Consider the following 16208-nt stretch of genomic DNA (forward strand, 5'->3'; position numbering starts at 1 on the left):
GTTACGGAGGGGGAGTACGGCCACGGAACCTCGCACCGCTCACGAAACCGCACTGTGATGCTTGTCGCGCGGACGCTTTTCCTCTGCCGGTGCCTCAGGAGTTCACGCGGTAGGAGACGATGGCCTGTTCATAGACGGCGGTCACCTTGTCCCGCTCGTTCTCCGGGCCGATCACCTGGATGACGTGGTAACGGCCGTCGACGATCATCGCGAGGTTGCGGACGTACACCTCGCGCCCGGTCTCGTCCTGCCAGGTGAACTGGCCTTCCGCCATGGCCTGTCGGCCGACGTCGATACGGCGCAGCCCGGTCGCAGATGACCAGCTGGAGTCCCGGAAGGGCTGCAACTCCCGTTCCTTGTCGCTCTGGTAGACGAGCGGGTCGCCGCCGTTCGCCTTCACGGTGTCGCGGCCCGGCACGACCAGCAGGCTGAACCCGTCGCTGCCGTACCTGACCTGCCGGTCGGCGCCGCCGGCGCTGCGCTGCCAGCCCTTGAGTACGCCGACCTCGAAGCCCTCGGCGTCCTTGCGCAGGGTGTATCCGGGTGCGAGCGCGACGGCCGAGCGGCTGGTCTGCGGCTGCTCCGCACCGGGCGACCGGGACGGTGACGGCGGCTCGGACTGTGCCGGTGGCTTCCCGTCGGAGGAGTCGGGGGAGCCGGTGTCCGAGGCTGCCGGGGTCGAGCCCTTGGAGCCGGAGGGGGAGCCCTGCCCGGCACCGCTGTCCGCCTTGGGCATGAACATCACGGCGTAGGCGATGGCGGCGGCCAGGCCCAGCAGGATCAGCACGAGCAGCAGCCGCCCGAGCCGTCGCGGCGCACGCCCCTCGCCCTGCCGGGGGCGGGGCGGAGTGCGCAGCGCCTTGGGGCCCTTGGGCTCGCGGAGCGGCCTTGGCTTCTCGTACCGCTCGGGTCGCTCCCTCGTCTGGCGGTGGCGGCCGTGCGCGGAGGCGCTGCCCATGCGGCCGCGGCGCTTGCGGACCAGCTCGCCCCGGCGGCGTACGACAGGCAGCCGGGTGCCGTCGACGGACGGCAGCGGCACGACGTCGAGACCGGCCTCGGGCTCGGGCGCCGACCGCACGAGGGAGCGCAGCCAGCCGCGCAGCTCCTCGAAGTCCGGGCGTTCGGTGGGGTCCTGGCGCAGCAGCGACTCCACGACCGGGCGCAGCGGACCGCACTCCTCGGCGAAGGCGGGCGGCTCGCCGCAGACCATCTGGACGAGCTCGGCCGCGCTCTCCTCGGGGTACGGGGCGTGGCCCTGAACGGCGCGGTAGAGCAGGGCGCCGAGCGCCCAGAGGTCGGTGGCGGGGCCGATGGGCGGTGCCAGCTGCCAGTTCTCGTGCACCGGTCCGGCCTGCTCGGGTGCCCAGCGCTCGGTGACGGCGCCGACGACGACGATCCGTGCCTGCCGGGCACGCTCGGCGGCGAGGGTGGTGGCGGGGCCGCGGTAGGCGGGGGCTCCCTGGCCACCGGCGACGATGTCGTCCCAGCGGCCGGAGGCGGGCTGCTGTCGGTGCTCCTGCCGCTGAGGTGCGGAGGTGCCGTGGCGACGGGCGTCGGCGCGCAGGGCGTCCTCGTTGGAGCCGCCCGTGGGAACAGGGCGCCCGAAGTCGGCGTCGCCCCATGAGCCGATCAGGTGCATCCGCCGGTCGGGCGGCCCCTGGCCACCGTGGCCCCCGTCGCCGCCGTCACGGCCGTACGGGGCGTCGTACTCGTCGTCGTCCTCGTCGTCCTCGTCGTCGTACGGGTCCGTCGCGGTGGGGCCCCACCCACCCGTGAGCTGCGGGCGGCCGATGTCGGGGGGGCCGGGACGCTGAACGGGGAGGCTGCCGGTCCGGTCCGCTTCCTCCGGCTCGCCGGTCCGGGCACGTCGCTGGTCCTCGCTGACGCGTGCGGCGGCGCGGGCGCCCGCGCGGTAGGCGGCGATGGCTCCGGCGCGCGCGGCCCGCAGCTGCGCGGAGCCGTCCGCGCCGGGGGCAGCCGCGTCGGGATGCAGCGGCGACCGTACGGCCTCCGGCTCACCGGCCGGACCGCGCGAGGACGGCAGCTCGACGGGTCCGGGCGGCCCGGCTCGTTCGGCGGGCTCCGCGGGCGGTACGTACGGACCGGTCGGGCCCGACTCGAGCGCGGGCCGCCCGTATCCGTTCTCGTCCTCGGGCTGCGGCGTCGGCACATACCCGCACAACGCCTCCTCCGCCGCCCCGGCCGCCAGGCCGGTCAGCATGACACGTCCGTCGTCGCAGATCAGCACCGTACGGACGGTGATGTTCCGGTGGGTCCAGCCGTGCGCATGCAGCACGCGCAGGGCCGTCAGCACATCGGAGCCGATCTCCGCGGCCCGGTACGGATTCAGCGGCCGCTCGGCGAGCAGCGCGGCCAGCGGACGGGCCGCGACCAGTTCGCTCACGATCCAGAGCGATCCGTCCTCGGCAAACACGTCGAAGACCTGGTCGAGCCTCGGGTGATCGGGCACCTGGGCCGCGGCCTGCGCGGCCTCGATCGCGCGCCGGACCGCGGGGTCCGTGGACCGCCGCACCGTACGCCCGCCGGCCCGACGCACCGCCGGCGGCGGTCCGTCCCCGTCGAGCACCTCGGCATCCACGACCTCCGGCAACGGCACCTGCCGCACCAGGACTTCCTGTCCGCTGTACGTGTCGAACGCCCGGGTCTCGACCAGTTCGTACTCATGGGAAGGCGGCAGCGGCAGGCGGTAGCGGTCGGCAAGCACCCGACCCGCATAGTCGTCCACGACGCCTCCCCAGAGCGCGCTGTCCCCCGGTCACGGAGACCGCATCAACCGTCAATTGCGGTCACATACTGTGCAATTCGCCTACGGTTATGGCTGCGTACGGTCCTCGACCTCTCACAATACGTGGCAAGTGCCGGCCGCGCGGCAGGGTCGACGCAACCCGCCGCTCAGTCCTTGGGCCGGAACGTGGCGAACGCCGTCTCACGCACGGTCCGGCACGCCTCGCCGTTCCACTCGCCCGCCTTGCAGCTGATCATGATCGAGTAGCCGTGCGTGGCATCGACCTTGAAGCCACGGTTCAGGATCCGGCTCACCTGGCCGTGCTCATTGCGCTCGAACTGCCAGTCGGCGACGGTCGGGTAGCCGTTGTACTCGATCTTCCTTATGCCGAGGTGGCGGTAGCCGTCGCTGCTGGCCGCGACCGCGCCCCTCAGCGAGTTCCAGGCGGCAGCGGCGTCATTGCCGGGAGAGCTGTTGTAGTCGACCTGGACACGCGGGAAGCCGCCGTCGACGTTGTAGATCTGGCCCGAGTTACTGCCCGCGATCTTGTATGGCGTGAAGTTCTCAGGCATCGCCACTGTGAAATGGAACTGCTTGTTGGTGACCATCTTGTACCCGTCGGGCAGCGAGTCGACGGCGTCCGAACTCCCGGGCCCGGAGTTGTCCGACCCCTTGCCCGAGTCGTCGTCCTTGCCGTTGCCCTTGCCGTTACCCTTGCCCTTGCCCTGATCACCGCTCGGGTCCTGGCCCTGGTCCTTGCCGCTTGCGTCACCCTTGTCGGTGTCGCCGGAGGCACCGCCCGCCGAGGCAGAGGTGCCGCCCTTGCCGGAACTGCTGCTCTCGTTGCCCTTGTCGTCCCCGCCGAGCGTGAGCGCAAGGACCGTGCCGAGCACGGCGAGCACGACGACGGCCGCGGTGATCGCCAGGGTGCGGCGGGGCACCACGTCCGTGATGGACGCCCGGACCGGCACGTTCGACGAGCCGCCCGGACGCTGCGGGGGTACGCCACCGGCGGCGGAGGCCGGCGAAGCCGTGGACCGGGCCGGAGCCGAAGGAGCCGTGCGCGGCTCGGCCGAAGCAGCAGCAGCGGAAGCAGCAGACGTCGAGGCGGCAACAGCCGCACCTGCACCGGCGCCGGGCGCCGCCTTCGCGTTCCGCGCGGCACGCAGCGCACCGCGCAGCCGGTCCCGGGCGCCCTCCGCCGCCTCACCGGACTTCGACGCCCCCTTGGTTCGGGGAGCGACGACACTTCCGGGCAGCGCCATGACCTGGGTGGAGTCGGCCGGCGGCGGCACCACGGGGGCCGGCTTGTCGGCGGCGTGGATCACTTCGTTGAGCAGGGCCCGCGCACCCGCGTCGTCGAGCCGCTGCTCCGGGTCCCTGGCGAGCAGGCCGTAGATGACCTCCTCCAGCGGGCCCGCGTTCTTCGGCGGGTCGAGCGGCTCGGTCATCACAGCGGTCAGGGTGGCGATCGCCGAACCCTTGTCGTACGGCGGGGAGCCCTCGACGCTCGCGTACAGCAGTCCGCCGAGCGACCACAGGTCCGCGGGCGGTCCCGGCTTGTGTCCGCGGGCGCGCTCCGGCGAGATGTACGACGGTGCGCCGACGAGCATGCCCGTCGAGGTGACGGACGGGTCGCCCTCGACCTGGGCGATGCCGAAGTCGGTCAGCACGACCCGGCCGTCCTCGGCGATCAGCACGTTGGACGGCTTCACATCGCGGTGCAGAATGCCCTCGCGGTGCGCCGAACGCAGCACGTCGAGGATGGCAAGACCGACCTCGGCCGCGCGCTTCGGCGTCAGCACACCGTCCTCGCGCACCGCCTCGGCGAGCGACTTGCCCTCGATGAGTTCCATCACGATCCACGGCCGGTCGTCCTCGTCGACCACGTCGTAGACCGTCACCGCACCGTTGTTGCGAATCCTGGCGATCGCCTTCGCCTCGCGCAGTGTGCGCGTGATGAGCCGACGCTTCTCGTCCTCGTCGATGGCCGACGGGAACCGCAGCTCCTTGACCGCGACCGTGCGGCCCAGCGTCTCGTCGACAGCACGCCAGACCGTGCCCATACCGCCCCGGCCGAGCACCTCCCCGAGCCGGTACCTACCCGCAAGGAGACGTCCATCCGTGTCCCGTTGGGGCTCCCGTGCCTGCTCCGCCTCCGACATGCGTCCCCTCTGCGATCAACCCGCCCTGGCAGAGCGTTCATTGTCCCTCACCCCGGGACCGGTCATGGTGCCGGGTCCGGGGTCCGTCATGATGTGGCCGAAGGAAGGGACTCCCTGCCATGCCGACACTCAGGGTGCTGCGCGCCACCCTGGTGGTGCTCACGCTGTTCAGCCTCGGAACAGCGAGCCTGCCCAGCGAACCACACCTCACGCCCGCAGCCGCGTACCTCCCCCGGCTCGTCGCCGAGGGCGGTGCCCCGGCCGCGGCACTTCTCACCCGGGACACCTCCTCCGTCCGCCGCGCCACCTACCGTTCCACGGGTCCCGGCATCCGCTCGGCGGACCGGTTCCGGGCAGGCAGCATCACCAAGACGTTCGTCGCGACGGTCGTCCTCCAACTCGCCCGGGAGCACAGGCTGCAGCTGTCCGACACCGTCGACAGCCATCTGCCCGGGCTGGTACGCGGCCACGGCAACGACGGCCGCCGCATCACCCTGCGCGCCCTGCTCACCCACACCAGCGGCCTCTACGACTACACCGCGGCCCCGGGCGCGCACCCCGTCTCCGCCATCGCCGCGATCCATACGGCCGTGGCCCACCGCCCCACGAACACCACCGGCAGTTACTCCTACTCCAACACCAACTACGTCCTGCTCGGCCTGGTTGTCCAACGCGTCACCGGACACAGCTACGCCGCCGAGATCAGACACCGCATCATCACACCGCTCCGTCTCACCGGCACGTCGCTCCCCGGCGCCCGCACCGGCCTGCCCGCCCCACACGGGCGCGGCTACTCCCGCGACCCGGCCGACGGCACCTTCCGCGATGTCACCGTCCTCGATCCGCGCACCGCGGGCGCCGCCGGAGAGCTGATCTCCACGCTCACCGATCTGAACCGCTTCTACGCAGCCCTGCTGGGCGGCCGCCTGCTGCCGCCCGCCCAGCTGAGCACCCTGCTGAACACCGTGACGGCGCACGGGATCTACGGCATGGGCATCTATCCGAAGAAACTCTCGTGCGGGACAACCGTCTGGGGTCACAACGGCCACATCGCGGGCAGCTACGTCCGTACCGCAGCCACCCGAGACGGCCGACACACCCTGACGTTCCGCATCAACACGGACACCCTGACCGAAGCGGCCCTCGAACCGGCGCTCCTCGAAGCCGAGTTCTGCCCCGCGGGGCAGAATCGTCACCGCGTCTCCTGAAGGGCCGCCGATCGGCTCGGACCGACGATCGGACCGTCAGATCGGCACGATGTCCGGCGCCCCGAGCCGTGCCGCGTCCGCCGTCAGGTCGTCCGGCTGACGCTGCGACTCCCGCTCCGCCTGCACCCGCTTCTCGTAGTGCTCCACCTCCCGCTCGATCTGCCCCTCGTCCCAGCCCAGCACCGGAGCCATCAGCTCCGCGCATATCCGCGCGGAGCGAGTACCCCGGTCGAAGGTCTCGATGGAGATCCGGGTCCGCCTCGTCAGGACGTCGTCGAGGTGACGGGCCCCTTCGTGCGAGGCGGCGTAGACGATCTCGGCCTTCAGATAGTCGTCCGCCGCCGGCAGCGGCTCGCCCAGCGAAGAATCGGCGGCGATCAGCTCCAGGATCTCCTCGGTCATCGACCCGAACCGGTTCAGCAGATGCTCCACCCGGGCGACATGCAGCCCCGTGCGGGCCGCGATCCTCGCCCGTGCGTTCCACAGCGCCCGGTAGCCCTCCGCGCCCAGCAGCGGGATGTCCTCCGTGACACAGTCGGCCACCCGCTGGTCGAGGCCGTGCACCGCCTCGTCCACGGCATCCTTCGCCATCACCCGGTACGTCGTGTACTTGCCGCCCGCGACGACGACGAGTCCCGGGGCCGGGTGCGCCACCGTGTGCTCGCGCGAGAGCTTGCTGGTCGCGTCCGACTCGCCGGCCAGCAGCGGCCGCAGCCCGGCATAGACACCCTCGACGTCATCCCTGGTCAGCGGGGTGGCCAGGACCGAGTTGACGTGTTCGATGAGGTAGTCGATATCGGCGCTGGACGCGGCCGGGTGCGCCTTGTCCAGGTCCCAGTCGGTGTCCGTCGTCCCGATGATCCAGTGGCGGCCCCACGGGATCACGAACAGCACGGACTTCTCGGTCCGCAGGATGAGTCCGGTCGAGGAGTGGATGCGGTCCTTCGGGACGACCAGGTGGATGCCCTTGGACGCCCGGACGTGGAACTGTCCGCGCTGACCGATCAGCGCCTGGGTGTCGTCCGTCCACACCCCGGTCGCGTTGACCACCTGCTTGGCCCTGACCTCGTACTCCCCGCCCGCCTCGACGTCCTCCACCCGCGCGCCGACGACCCGTTCGCCCTCGCGCAGGAAGCCGATCACCCGGGCCCGGTTCGCCACCTGCGCGCCGTATCCGGCGGCCGTGCGCACCAGCGCCGCCACGTAGCGGGCGTCGTCCACCTGGGCGTCGTAGTACTGCAACGCCCCGACCAGCGCGTCCTTCCTCAGCGCGGGCGCGACCTGCAGAGCCCGGCGGCGGGAGAGGTGCCGGTGCACGGGCAGCCCTCGGCCGTGCCCCGACGACACCGACATCGCGTCGTACAGCGCGACGCCCGAACCGGCGTAGAACCGCTCCCAGCCCTTGTGCTGCAACGGATAGAGGAACGGCACCGGCTTCACCAGATGCGGGGCCAGCCGCTCCAGCAGCAGCCCGCGCTCCTTCAGCGCCTCCCGCACGAGCGCGAAGTCGAGCATCTCCAGATAGCGCAGCCCACCATGGATCAGCTTGCTCGATCTGCTCGACGTGCCGGAGGCCCAGTCGCGCGCCTCGACCAGTCCGGTCGAGAGCCCTCGTGTCGCCGCGTCCAGCGCCGTTCCGGCGCCGACCACGCCCGCCCCCACGACCAGCACGTCCAGTTCGCGCTCGGCCATCGCGGCGAGTGCCTCGGCGCGCTCCGCGGGTCCCAGTGTCGCTGTCCTCACTGCTGCCTCCCGGTAGATCGGGGTGGGTCCGGCACGGCGCTGCGGTCCGACCGGGGGGTCGGGCGCCCGTACCCATCTCTCGATTCTGTCCGCGGTCCGCGACTTCAGCCACCGCCTGTGGACAACACCCGGGCGACGGGCCCCGCGCAATGCGACATATAGGTCATATTTACGCCTAGTCTGACATTGCGCTGTCCTCAGCGGTTGCGCTTTCTGCTCTCATGGTCTTAGGGAAGGACGGCCACCTCTATGCCCGCAGACCTCGCCGTCATCGGACTCGGTCACCTCGGCCTGCCTCTCGCCCAGGCCGCCGTCGCCGCCGGTATCCACACCGTCGGCTACGACACCGACCCACACCCGTTCGCCGAGCTCTCCGCCGGCCGCACCCCCGTCGAAGGCGCCCTCACCGCCTCGGAGATCCGCCGGATGCTCTCGGGGGGCTTCCGGCCCACCACCGACCCGGCCGAGCTGGGCCGGGTCCGTACCGCCGTGATCTGCGCGCCCACCCCTCTCGGCGCCGGCCGCACCATCGACCTCACCGCCGTCGGCGACGCCACCCGCGCCCTCGCCGCCAGGCTCCGTCCGCACACCACGGTCCTGCTGGAATCGGCCGTGCCCCCAGGCACCACCGAGAGTTTCGTGCGCCCCCTCCTCGAAGAGGGCTCAGGACTGCGCGCCGGACGCGACTTCCACCTCGCCTGCTCCCCCAGCCGTCTCGACCCGGGCAACCGCGCCCACGTCTACGCCAACACCCCCAAGGTCATCGGCGGCCTCACCCCCGCCTGCACCGAATCGGCCGCCGCGTTCTACGGCCGGCTCACCGACAAGGTCGTACGCGCCCGCGGGCCGCGCGAGGCCGAGATGACGAAGGTTCTGGAGACCAACTTCCGGCACGTCAACATCGCCCTGGTGAACGAGATGGCGGTGCTCTGCCACGACCTCGGCGTCGACCTCTGGGACGTCATCCGGTGCGCCGAGACCAAGCCGTTCGGCTTCGAGCCGTTCCGCCCGGGCCCCGGCGTCGGAGGCCACTGCGCCCCCGTGGACCCGGGCTACCTCCCGTACAACAGTCGCACCCCCGGCCACCCGCTGCGGATGGTCTCGCTCGCCCAGGAGATCAACGACCGGATGCCGAGTTACGTGATCCAGCGCTGCGCCACCCTGCTGAACGAACACGGCAAGTCCGTCCGCGGCGCCAGGGTCCTGCTCCTCGGCGTCACCTATAAGCCGGACCTCGCCGACCAGGAGGCGTCCCCCGCCCGGGAGATCGCGACGCGGCTGATGGACATGGGCGCGCAGATCGGCTACCACGACCCGCACGTCCTGGACTGGCGCGTACGCGAACTGCCCGTCCCGCGCGCGGACTCGCTGTACGAGGCGGCGGCGAGCGCGGACCTGACACTGCTGCTGCAGCACCACCGTACGTACGACCTCCAGGGCCTCGCCGTGAAGGCCCAACTCCTTCTGGACACCCGCGGCGCCACCCCGGCCGGAGCCGCACACCGGTTGTGAGCGCAGTTCCCCCAAGGATTTCGGTGGGCGATGTCACAGGCGGCTGCTAGCCTGCGGCGTCACTTCTCGCACAGTCGTGCGCACCGTCCCAGGGGGGATAGCACCATGAGTCAGTCCGTGCCGCCGCCGAACCAGTCGCAGCAGCCCTACGACGCCCAGCCCGGCGGCAACCCGTTCGCAGGCCAGCAGCCGGGTCAGCCCGGCGTTCCGGCCGGCAACCCGTTCGCCGGTCAGCCGGGTCAGCCCGGCCAGTTCGGCGGCGCGCCGTTCGCACCGGCCGGTCCCGTCCGTAACAGCATCGGTCTCGGCCTGCTCGCCGCCGTCGTCGCGGCGGTCGTCGCCGCGGGCGTCTACGGCGCGATCGTCGGCGCCACCAAGCACGAGATCGGCTACGCGGCCGTGGGCGTCGGCTTCCTTGTCGGCTTCGCAGCGGGCAAGGTCGGCGGCCGCAACCCCGCGCTCCCGGTCCTCAGCTCCGTGATCGCCCTGGTCTCCGTCTACTTCGGGCAGCTGCTCGGTGAGGCGATGATCGCCGCGAAGGAGCTCCCGGTCACCGTCTCCGAGCTGTTCTTCGACCACTTCGGCCTGCTGAACGAGGCGTGGAAGGCCGACGCCGGCCCGCTCACCTTCGTCTTCATCGCGATCGCCGCGTTCGCCGCGTTCTCCGGGGCCAAGAAGGCCGCGGGCTGATCCGGCTCATAGGGGAGGGCCCGGACCGCTCGAGCGGTCCGGGCCCTCCCGTATGTCCGTGAACAATCAGCGGCGGTGCTGCGAGTCCGCCACCGTCACCTCGACGCGCTGGAACTCCTTGAGGTCGCTGTACCCCGTCGTCGCCATCGCCCGGCGCAGCGCACCGAAGATGTTCATCGAACCGTCGGCGGTGTGCGAGGGGCCGGTGAGGACCTCCTCCGTCGTGCCGACGGAGCCCAGGTCGACCAGCTTGCCGCGCGGCACGTCCTCGTGGACGGCCTCCATGCCCCAGTGCCGGCCGCGGCCGGGCGCATCCGTCGCGCGGGCCAGCGGGGAGCCCATCATCACGGCGTCCGCACCGCAGGCGATGGCCTTCGGCAGGTCGCCGGACCAGCCGACGCCGCCGTCCGCGATCACGTGCACGTACCGGCCGCCGGACTCGTCCATGTAGTCGCGGCGGGCCCCGGCCACATCGGCGACCGCGGTCGCCATCGGGACCTGGATGCCGAAGACGTTGCGCGTGGTGTGCGCGGCGCCGCCGCCGAAGCCGACGAGGACACCGGCCGCGCCGGTCCGCATCAGGTGCAGGGCCGCGGTGTACGTGGCGCAGCCGCCGACGATGACCGGGACGTCCAGCTCGTAGATGAACTGCTTGAGGTTGAGCGGCTCGGCCGCGCCCGAGACGTGCTCGGCGGAGACCGTCGTACCTCGGATGACGAAGATGTCCACGCCCGCGTCGACGACGGCCTTGGAGAACTGCGCGGTGCGCTGCGGCGAGAGCGCGGCGGCAGTGACGACACCGGAGTCGCGCACCTCCTTGATGCGCTGCCCGATCAGCTCCTCCTGGATCGGAGCCGCGTAGATCTCCTGGAGGCGGCGGGTCGCCGACTCCACGGGCATCTCGGCGATCTCGTCGAGGAGCGGCTGCGGGTCGGCGTGCCGGGTCCACAGGCCCTCGAGGTTGAGGACACCGAGGCCGCCCAGCTCACCGATCCTGATCGCGGTCTGTGGGGAGACCACGGAGTCCATGGGTGCGGCCAGGAACGGCAGCTCGAACCGGTAGGCGTCGATCTGCCAGGCGATCGAGACCTCCTTCGGGTCGCGGGTGCGACGACTCGGAACGACGGCGATGTCGTCGAATGCGTACGCCCTGCGGCCGCGCTTGCCGCGCCCGATCTCGATCTCAGTCACGATGGTGTGGCCTTTCCCTCTACGTCTGCGTTCCCAGTATCCCCGACACACGGCTGAGGGGCGGCCCCGGTACGTCCGGACCGCCCCCCACCTGTGGTGATGCGTTACTTCCTGCTGTAGTTCGGCGCCTCGACCGTCATCTGGATGTCGTGCGGGTGGCTCTCCTTGAGCCCCGCCGAGGTGATCCGTACGAACCGGCCGTTGGCCTGGAGCTCCGGGACGGTGCGGCCGCCGACGTAGAACATCGACTGGCGCAGACCGCCGGTGAGCTGGTGGACGACCGCGGAGAGCGGGCCGCGGTACGGGACCTGGCCCTCGATGCCCTCGGGGACGAGCTTCTCGTCGGAGGCGACGCCCTCCTGGAAGTAGCGGTCCTTGGAGAACGACTTGCGGTCGCCACGGGTCTGCATCGCGGCGAGCGAACCCATGCCGCGGTACGACTTGAACTGCTTGCCGTTGATGAAGAGCAGCTCGCCCGGGGACTCCTCGCAGCCCGCGAGCAGCGAGCCGAGCATCACGGTGTCCGCACCGGCCACGAGAGCCTTGGCGATGTCGCCGGAGTACTGCAGGCCGCCGTCCCCGATGACCGGGACACCGGCCGCCTTGGCGGCGAGCGAGGCCTCGTAGATCGCCGTGACCTGCGGCACGCCGATACCGGCGACGACGCGGGTGGTGCAGATGGAACCGGGGCCGACGCCGACCTTGATGCCGTCGACGCCCGCGTCGATCAGCGCCTGGGCGCCGTCACGGGTGGCGATGTTGCCGCCGATGACGTCGACGCCCGACGCGTTCGACTTGATCTTGGCGACCATGTCGGAGACGAGGCGGGAGTGGCCGTGCGCGGTGTCGACGACGATGAAGTCGACGCCCGCCTCGACGAGTGCCTGGGCCCGCTCGAAGGCGTCGCCCGCGACGCCGACCGCGGCGCCGACCAGCAGCCGGCCTTCCTTGTCCTTCGCGGCGTTCGGGTACTGCTCGGCCTTGACGAAGTCCTTGACGGTGATGAGGCCCTTGAGGACCCCGCCGTCGTCGACCAGCGGAAGCTTCTCGATCTTGTGGCGGCGCAGCAGCTCCATGGCGTCCACGCCGGAGATGCCGACCTTGCCGGTGACGAGCGGCATCGGCGTCATGACCTCGCGCACCTGGCGCGAACGGTCGGACTCGAAGGCCATGTCACGGTTGGTGACGATGCCGAGCAGCTTGCCCGCGGCGTCGGTGACCGGCACGCCGCTGATGCGGAACTTGGCGCACAGCTCGTCGGCGTCACGCAGGGTCGCGTCCGGGTGCACCGTGATCGGGTCGGTGACCATCCCGGACTCGGAGCGCTTCACCAGGTCGACCTGGTTGGCCTGGTCGGCGATGGAGAGATTGCGGTGCAGCACACCGGCGCCGCCCTGCCGGGCCATGGCGATCGCCATGCGGGCTTCGGTGACCTTGTCCATCGCTGCGGAGAGCAGCGGGATGTTCACCCGTACGTTCTTGGAGATGTACGAGGAGGTATCGATCTGATCGGGCGCCATGTCGGACGCGCCGGGCAGCAGCAGCACGTCGTCGTATGTCAGCCCGAGCGTCGCGAATTTCTCGGGCACTCCGTCGACGTTTGCAGTCATGACACCTTCCCCAAATGGCCTTGATCGGTGCGGATGTCCATGCTAACGGCCTCTGGGGGTGTCTCATTCCACGATCAAGATCACCTAGAGGTTCTGTAGCTTCGTACGGAACCTGCGTACGGGGAAATCCGACACCGCTCTACTGCTCGGCGAGGGCGCGCAGCCTGCTCAGTGCGCGGTGCTGGGCGACCCGGACCGCACCCGGCGACATGCCGAGCATCTGTCCGGTCTCCTCGGCGGTCAGACCGACCGCGACCCGGAGAACCAGCAGCTCACGCTGATTCTCCGGGAGGTTGGCGAGGAGCTTCTTGGCCCAGGCCGCATCGCTGCTGAGCAGCGCACGCTCCTCGGGCCCGAGCGAATCGTCCGGCCGCTCCGGCATCTCGTCGGAGGGCACGGCGGTCGACCCCGGGTGCCGCATCGCGGCCCGCTGGAGATCGGCGACCTTGTGGCCGGCGATGGCGAAGACAAAAGCTTCGAAGGGCCTCCCGGTGTCCTTGTAGCGCGGCAACGCCATCAGCACCGCGACACAGACCTCCTGCGCCAGGTCCTCCACGAAGTGGCGAGCATCACCGGGCAACCGGTTCAGCCGGGACCTGCAGTAGCGCAGCGCGAGAGGGTGGACATGGGCCAGCAGATCATGGGTGGCCTGGGCGTCGCCGTCGACGGCACGGTGCACCAGAGCACCGATCACCGTCGTCTCGTCGTCGCGCATCGGACCATGGTGCCTCGACGCCGCTTCATCCGCGGCACCGCGTCCGTAGTTGTGCACCGAAGCGTTATGAGCGGGTGCGCCGGAAGTCATGTCCTGCGCCCTCCCCTTCCGCTCGACCGAATCGTTCCCGAGGAACTCCACATCTCAAGGATGCGTCATCGGCCGGGAAGCGTCACATACCGAGGCTGGGCAACCGATCGACGTCCTGCCGCCCCCGTCACCCCGTCCGCCGAAGTGCGGACGGGGAAGCGGCCGGCTACCGGTCATGGCCGGTCATCAGCGGACCAGGCCCCAGCGGAAGCCGAGTGCGACGGCGTGCGCCCGGTCCGAGGCGCCGAGCTTCTTGAACAGCCGCCTGGCGTGCGTCTTCACCGTGTCCTCGGAGAGGAAGAGCTCGCGCCCGATCTCCGCGTTGGAACGGCCATGGCTCATCCCTTCGAGCACCTGGATCTCACGCGCAGTGAGCGTGGGCGCCGCACCCATCTCGGCGGACCGCAGCCGGCGCGGGGCGAGCCGCCACGTCGGATCGGCCAGCGCCTGGGTGACGGTCGCCCGCAGCTCCGCGCGGGAGGCGTCCTTGTGCAGATATCCGCGGGCACCGGCGGCGACCGCGAGCGCGACACCGTCCAGGTCCTCCGCGACGGTCAGCATGATGATCCGGGCCCCGGGGTCGGCGGAGAGCAGCCGCCGGACCGTCTCCACACCTCCCAGACCGGGCATGCGTACGTCCATCAGAATCAGATCCGAACGGTCGGCTCCCCAGCGGCGGAGGACTTCCTCGCCGTTGGCCGCCGTCGTCACACGCTCGACGCCGGGCACGGTCGCGACCGCGCGACGGAGCGCCTCTCGGGCAAGCGGGGAGTCGTCGCAGACGAGGACGGATGTCATGACCGTCCTCCGCAGCTGATGCGCGTCACCTTGAGCCTCCAGGCTGTTACAAGTCGTCACCTGTGCGGTTGACGCTCTCGGACATCTGCCCGATCGCTTTTTCTGCCAACCGCCTCCGCACTCTCAACGATGGTCACTCGAAAGAGTTACGGGTCCGCAGGGCGGGTTCGGAACTCTATGTGAGGGACCGTGCACAGAGGAGAGCGGCGCGGGTCGTCAAGCCGTCAACCGAACTTCACTTGAACGTATGCCCCATTTAGTCACTTTTCTTCCCTTTTGCTGGTGTCTGTGGCTAGATTCGCAATCAGTCATATTTACATCTACTAGCACCGTAGATGTACGGTCATGGGCACCGGTCCAACGACGAACGACAACGACGTTTCCGACCCACCATGGTTTCGAGGGGACAAGCAATGGCAGATTTCTCCCGCCTTCCCGGACCCAACGCCGATCTGTGGGACTGGCAGCTGCTGGCGGCCTGCCGTGGGGTCGACAGCTCGCTCTTCTTCCATCCGGAGGGTGAGCGCGGAGCGGCACGGAGCGCCCGCGAAAACTCGGCGAAAGAGGTCTGCATGCGATGCCCGGTGCGCGCCGAGTGTGCGGCGCACGCCCTGGCGGTACGCGAGCCCTACGGGGTGTGGGGCGGACTGACCGAGGATGAGCGCGAGGAGCTCATGGGACGGGCCCGCAACCGGCTGATCGCGGCGACACCTACGGGGATGGCCGCCCCGTCCGGACACGGCTGATCCTTCCGCGCCTTGCACAACAACGGAAGAAACGTTCCTGCACCGCATGCCTGCGGGGCGGGCCAGTGGCATGCGCCGGCCCCGGCCTAGCGGGCGGCCGCCAGGGACAGCTGGTCCAGGGTGGCTGCCACCGCGGGAACGTGGGCCAGGTCGGGAAGAGTCAGCGCGACGATCTCGCGTTCGATCGCCGGCTCCACCGTCACGGTGCGGGCCCCCTTGGGACGTACCGACTCGATCGCCAGTGCCGGCAGCACGGCCACTCCCAGACCGGCGCCGACCAGGCCGATCACCGCAGGGTAGTCGTCGGTGGCGAAGTCGATCCGGGGAATGAAGCCGGACTTCTCGCAGACCTCCACCAACTGTCGACGGCAGCGCGGGCAGCCCGCGATCCAGGACTCGTCGGCCAGTTCACCGATCCCCACCGCGTCCGCACCGGCCAGGCGATGCCCGTCGGGAACCAGGCCGATCAGCCGGTCGGTGAGCAGCGGGCGCACGACCAGATCCTCCCACTCGCCACCCGAGGCGCCGTAGCGGAACGCCAGCGCGATGTCGCAGTCACCCTCCCTGAGCATCTCGACCGAGCGCGGCGGCTCCGCCTCGACCAGGGAGACCCTCGTCCCCGGGTGGGCGGCGCGCAGGGCGGCCAGGGCCCCGGGAACCAGAGTCGAACTGCCACTGGGAAACGAGACGAGCCGGACCCGGCCGGCCCGCAGCCCGGCGATCGCGGCGACCTCCTCCTCGGCGGCGGTCAGCCCGGCGAGGATGCCGGACGCGTGACGTACCAGCGCCTCACCCGCCTGGGTGAGCCGCATCTCGCGGCCTGTGCGGATCAGCAGCGTGGTGCCGGCCGAGGACTCCAGGGCCTTCATCTGCTGGCTGACCGCGGGCTGGGTGCAGCCCAGTTCGCGCGCGGCGGCGGAGAACGAGCCGGTGGCGGCCACGGCGCGCAGGACACGGAGATGACGGGCTTCGATCACTCTTCAACCATAAGGGC

12 protein-coding genes are annotated in these 16208 nt (G+C 70.7%); 4 read left to right on the forward strand and 8 right to left on the reverse strand.

Features of this window, described 5'->3' with window-relative positions; all coding sequences use genetic code 11:
• Positions 1-94: 94 nt before the first annotated feature.
• Together OH809_RS17320 and OH809_RS17325 are read right to left on the reverse strand one after the other, a co-directional pair.
• Positions 95-2746: a protein kinase gene (locus tag OH809_RS17320; protein ID WP_406421533.1), complete on the reverse strand. Its 2652-nt coding sequence runs from the start codon at positions 2744-2746 to the stop codon at positions 95-97.
• A gap of 167 nt (positions 2747-2913) precedes the next feature.
• Positions 2914-4911, reverse strand: coding sequence for a serine/threonine-protein kinase (locus tag OH809_RS17325; protein ID WP_406421532.1), 1998 nt, complete (start codon positions 4909-4911; stop codon positions 2914-2916).
• Positions 4912-5030: 119 nt separating this feature from the next.
• Here OH809_RS17325 and OH809_RS17330 point away from each other — a divergent pair, with 119 nt between their 5' ends.
• The gene (locus OH809_RS17330) at positions 5031-6119 is read left to right on the forward strand and encodes a serine hydrolase domain-containing protein (protein ID WP_406421531.1); all 1089 of its coding nucleotides are present in this window, start codon (positions 5031-5033) and stop codon (positions 6117-6119) included.
• 36 nt (positions 6120-6155) lie between these two features.
• Here the strand turns inward: OH809_RS17330 and OH809_RS17335 are convergent, their stop codons facing one another.
• On the reverse strand, positions 6156-7862 hold the full coding sequence (locus OH809_RS17335) for a glycerol-3-phosphate dehydrogenase/oxidase (protein ID WP_406421530.1): 1707 nt from the start codon (positions 7860-7862) through the stop codon (positions 6156-6158).
• A 249-nt stretch (positions 7863-8111) separates the two neighbouring features.
• On the opposite strand from OH809_RS17335, the gene OH809_RS17340 reads away from it, so the two are divergent.
• Both OH809_RS17340 and OH809_RS17345 read left to right on the forward strand, forming a co-directional pair.
• A complete protein-coding gene (locus OH809_RS17340; protein WP_406421529.1) occupies positions 8112-9374 on the forward strand; it encodes a nucleotide sugar dehydrogenase in 1263 nt (420 codons plus the stop codon).
• A 105-nt stretch (positions 9375-9479) separates the two neighbouring features.
• The gene (locus tag OH809_RS17345) at positions 9480-10064 is read left to right on the forward strand and encodes a hypothetical protein (protein WP_406421528.1); all 585 of its coding nucleotides are present in this window, start codon (positions 9480-9482) and stop codon (positions 10062-10064) included.
• 66 nt (positions 10065-10130) lie between these two features.
• Here the strand turns inward: OH809_RS17345 and OH809_RS17350 are convergent, their stop codons facing one another.
• The 4 genes from OH809_RS17350 to OH809_RS17365 form a co-directional block, all read right to left on the reverse strand.
• A complete protein-coding gene (locus OH809_RS17350) occupies positions 10131-11255 on the reverse strand; it encodes a GuaB3 family IMP dehydrogenase-related protein (RefSeq protein ID WP_406421527.1) in 1125 nt (374 codons plus the stop codon).
• 104 nt (positions 11256-11359) lie between these two features.
• Positions 11360-12865 (reverse strand): IMP dehydrogenase, encoded by a 1506-nt coding sequence (guaB, locus tag OH809_RS17355; protein WP_406421526.1) that lies wholly within the window; start codon positions 12863-12865, stop codon positions 11360-11362.
• Positions 12866-13004: 139 nt separating this feature from the next.
• A complete protein-coding gene (locus OH809_RS17360; RefSeq protein WP_030084428.1) occupies positions 13005-13580 on the reverse strand; it encodes a sigma-70 family RNA polymerase sigma factor in 576 nt (191 codons plus the stop codon).
• A 276-nt stretch (positions 13581-13856) separates the two neighbouring features.
• On the reverse strand, positions 13857-14468 hold the full coding sequence (locus OH809_RS17365) for a response regulator transcription factor (RefSeq protein WP_003948568.1): 612 nt from the start codon (positions 14466-14468) through the stop codon (positions 13857-13859).
• 413 nt (positions 14469-14881) lie between these two features.
• Here OH809_RS17365 and OH809_RS17370 point away from each other — a divergent pair, with 413 nt between their 5' ends.
• Positions 14882-15214, forward strand: coding sequence for a WhiB family transcriptional regulator (locus tag OH809_RS17370; protein WP_406421525.1), 333 nt, complete (start codon positions 14882-14884; stop codon positions 15212-15214).
• Between the two features lie 86 nt (positions 15215-15300).
• Here the strand turns inward: OH809_RS17370 and OH809_RS17375 are convergent, their stop codons facing one another.
• Entirely contained in the window at positions 15301-16191 is an 891-nt protein-coding gene (locus OH809_RS17375; RefSeq protein WP_406421524.1) for a LysR family transcriptional regulator, read from the reverse strand.
• Positions 16192-16208 lie beyond the last annotated feature (17 nt).

Source organism: Streptomyces sp. NBC_00873 (assembly GCF_045207415.1).
GTDB lineage: Bacteria > Actinomycetota > Actinomycetes > Streptomycetales > Streptomycetaceae > Streptomyces.

Bases quoted from the DNA above. Each gene is read 5' to 3' on its own strand.
- OH809_RS17330 (WP_406421531.1), top strand. From the start codon at position 5,031: ATGCCGACACTCAGGGTGCTGCGCGCCACCCTGGTGGTGCTCACGCTG.
- OH809_RS17370 (WP_406421525.1), top strand. From the start codon at position 14,882: ATGGCAGATTTCTCCCGCCTTCCCGGACCCAACGCCGATCTGTGGGAC.
- OH809_RS17365 (WP_003948568.1), bottom strand. From the start codon at position 14,468: ATGACATCCGTCCTCGTCTGCGACGACTCCCCGCTTGCCCGAGAGGCG.
- OH809_RS17340 (WP_406421529.1), top strand. From the start codon at position 8,112: ATGCCCGCAGACCTCGCCGTCATCGGACTCGGTCACCTCGGCCTGCCT.
- OH809_RS17360 (WP_030084428.1), bottom strand. From the start codon at position 13,580: ATGCGCGACGACGAGACGACGGTGATCGGTGCTCTGGTGCACCGTGCC.
- guaB (WP_406421526.1), bottom strand. From the start codon at position 12,865: ATGACTGCAAACGTCGACGGAGTGCCCGAGAAATTCGCGACGCTCGGG.
- OH809_RS17345 (WP_406421528.1), top strand. From the start codon at position 9,480: ATGAGTCAGTCCGTGCCGCCGCCGAACCAGTCGCAGCAGCCCTACGAC.
- OH809_RS17325 (WP_406421532.1), bottom strand. From the start codon at position 4,911: ATGTCGGAGGCGGAGCAGGCACGGGAGCCCCAACGGGACACGGATGGA.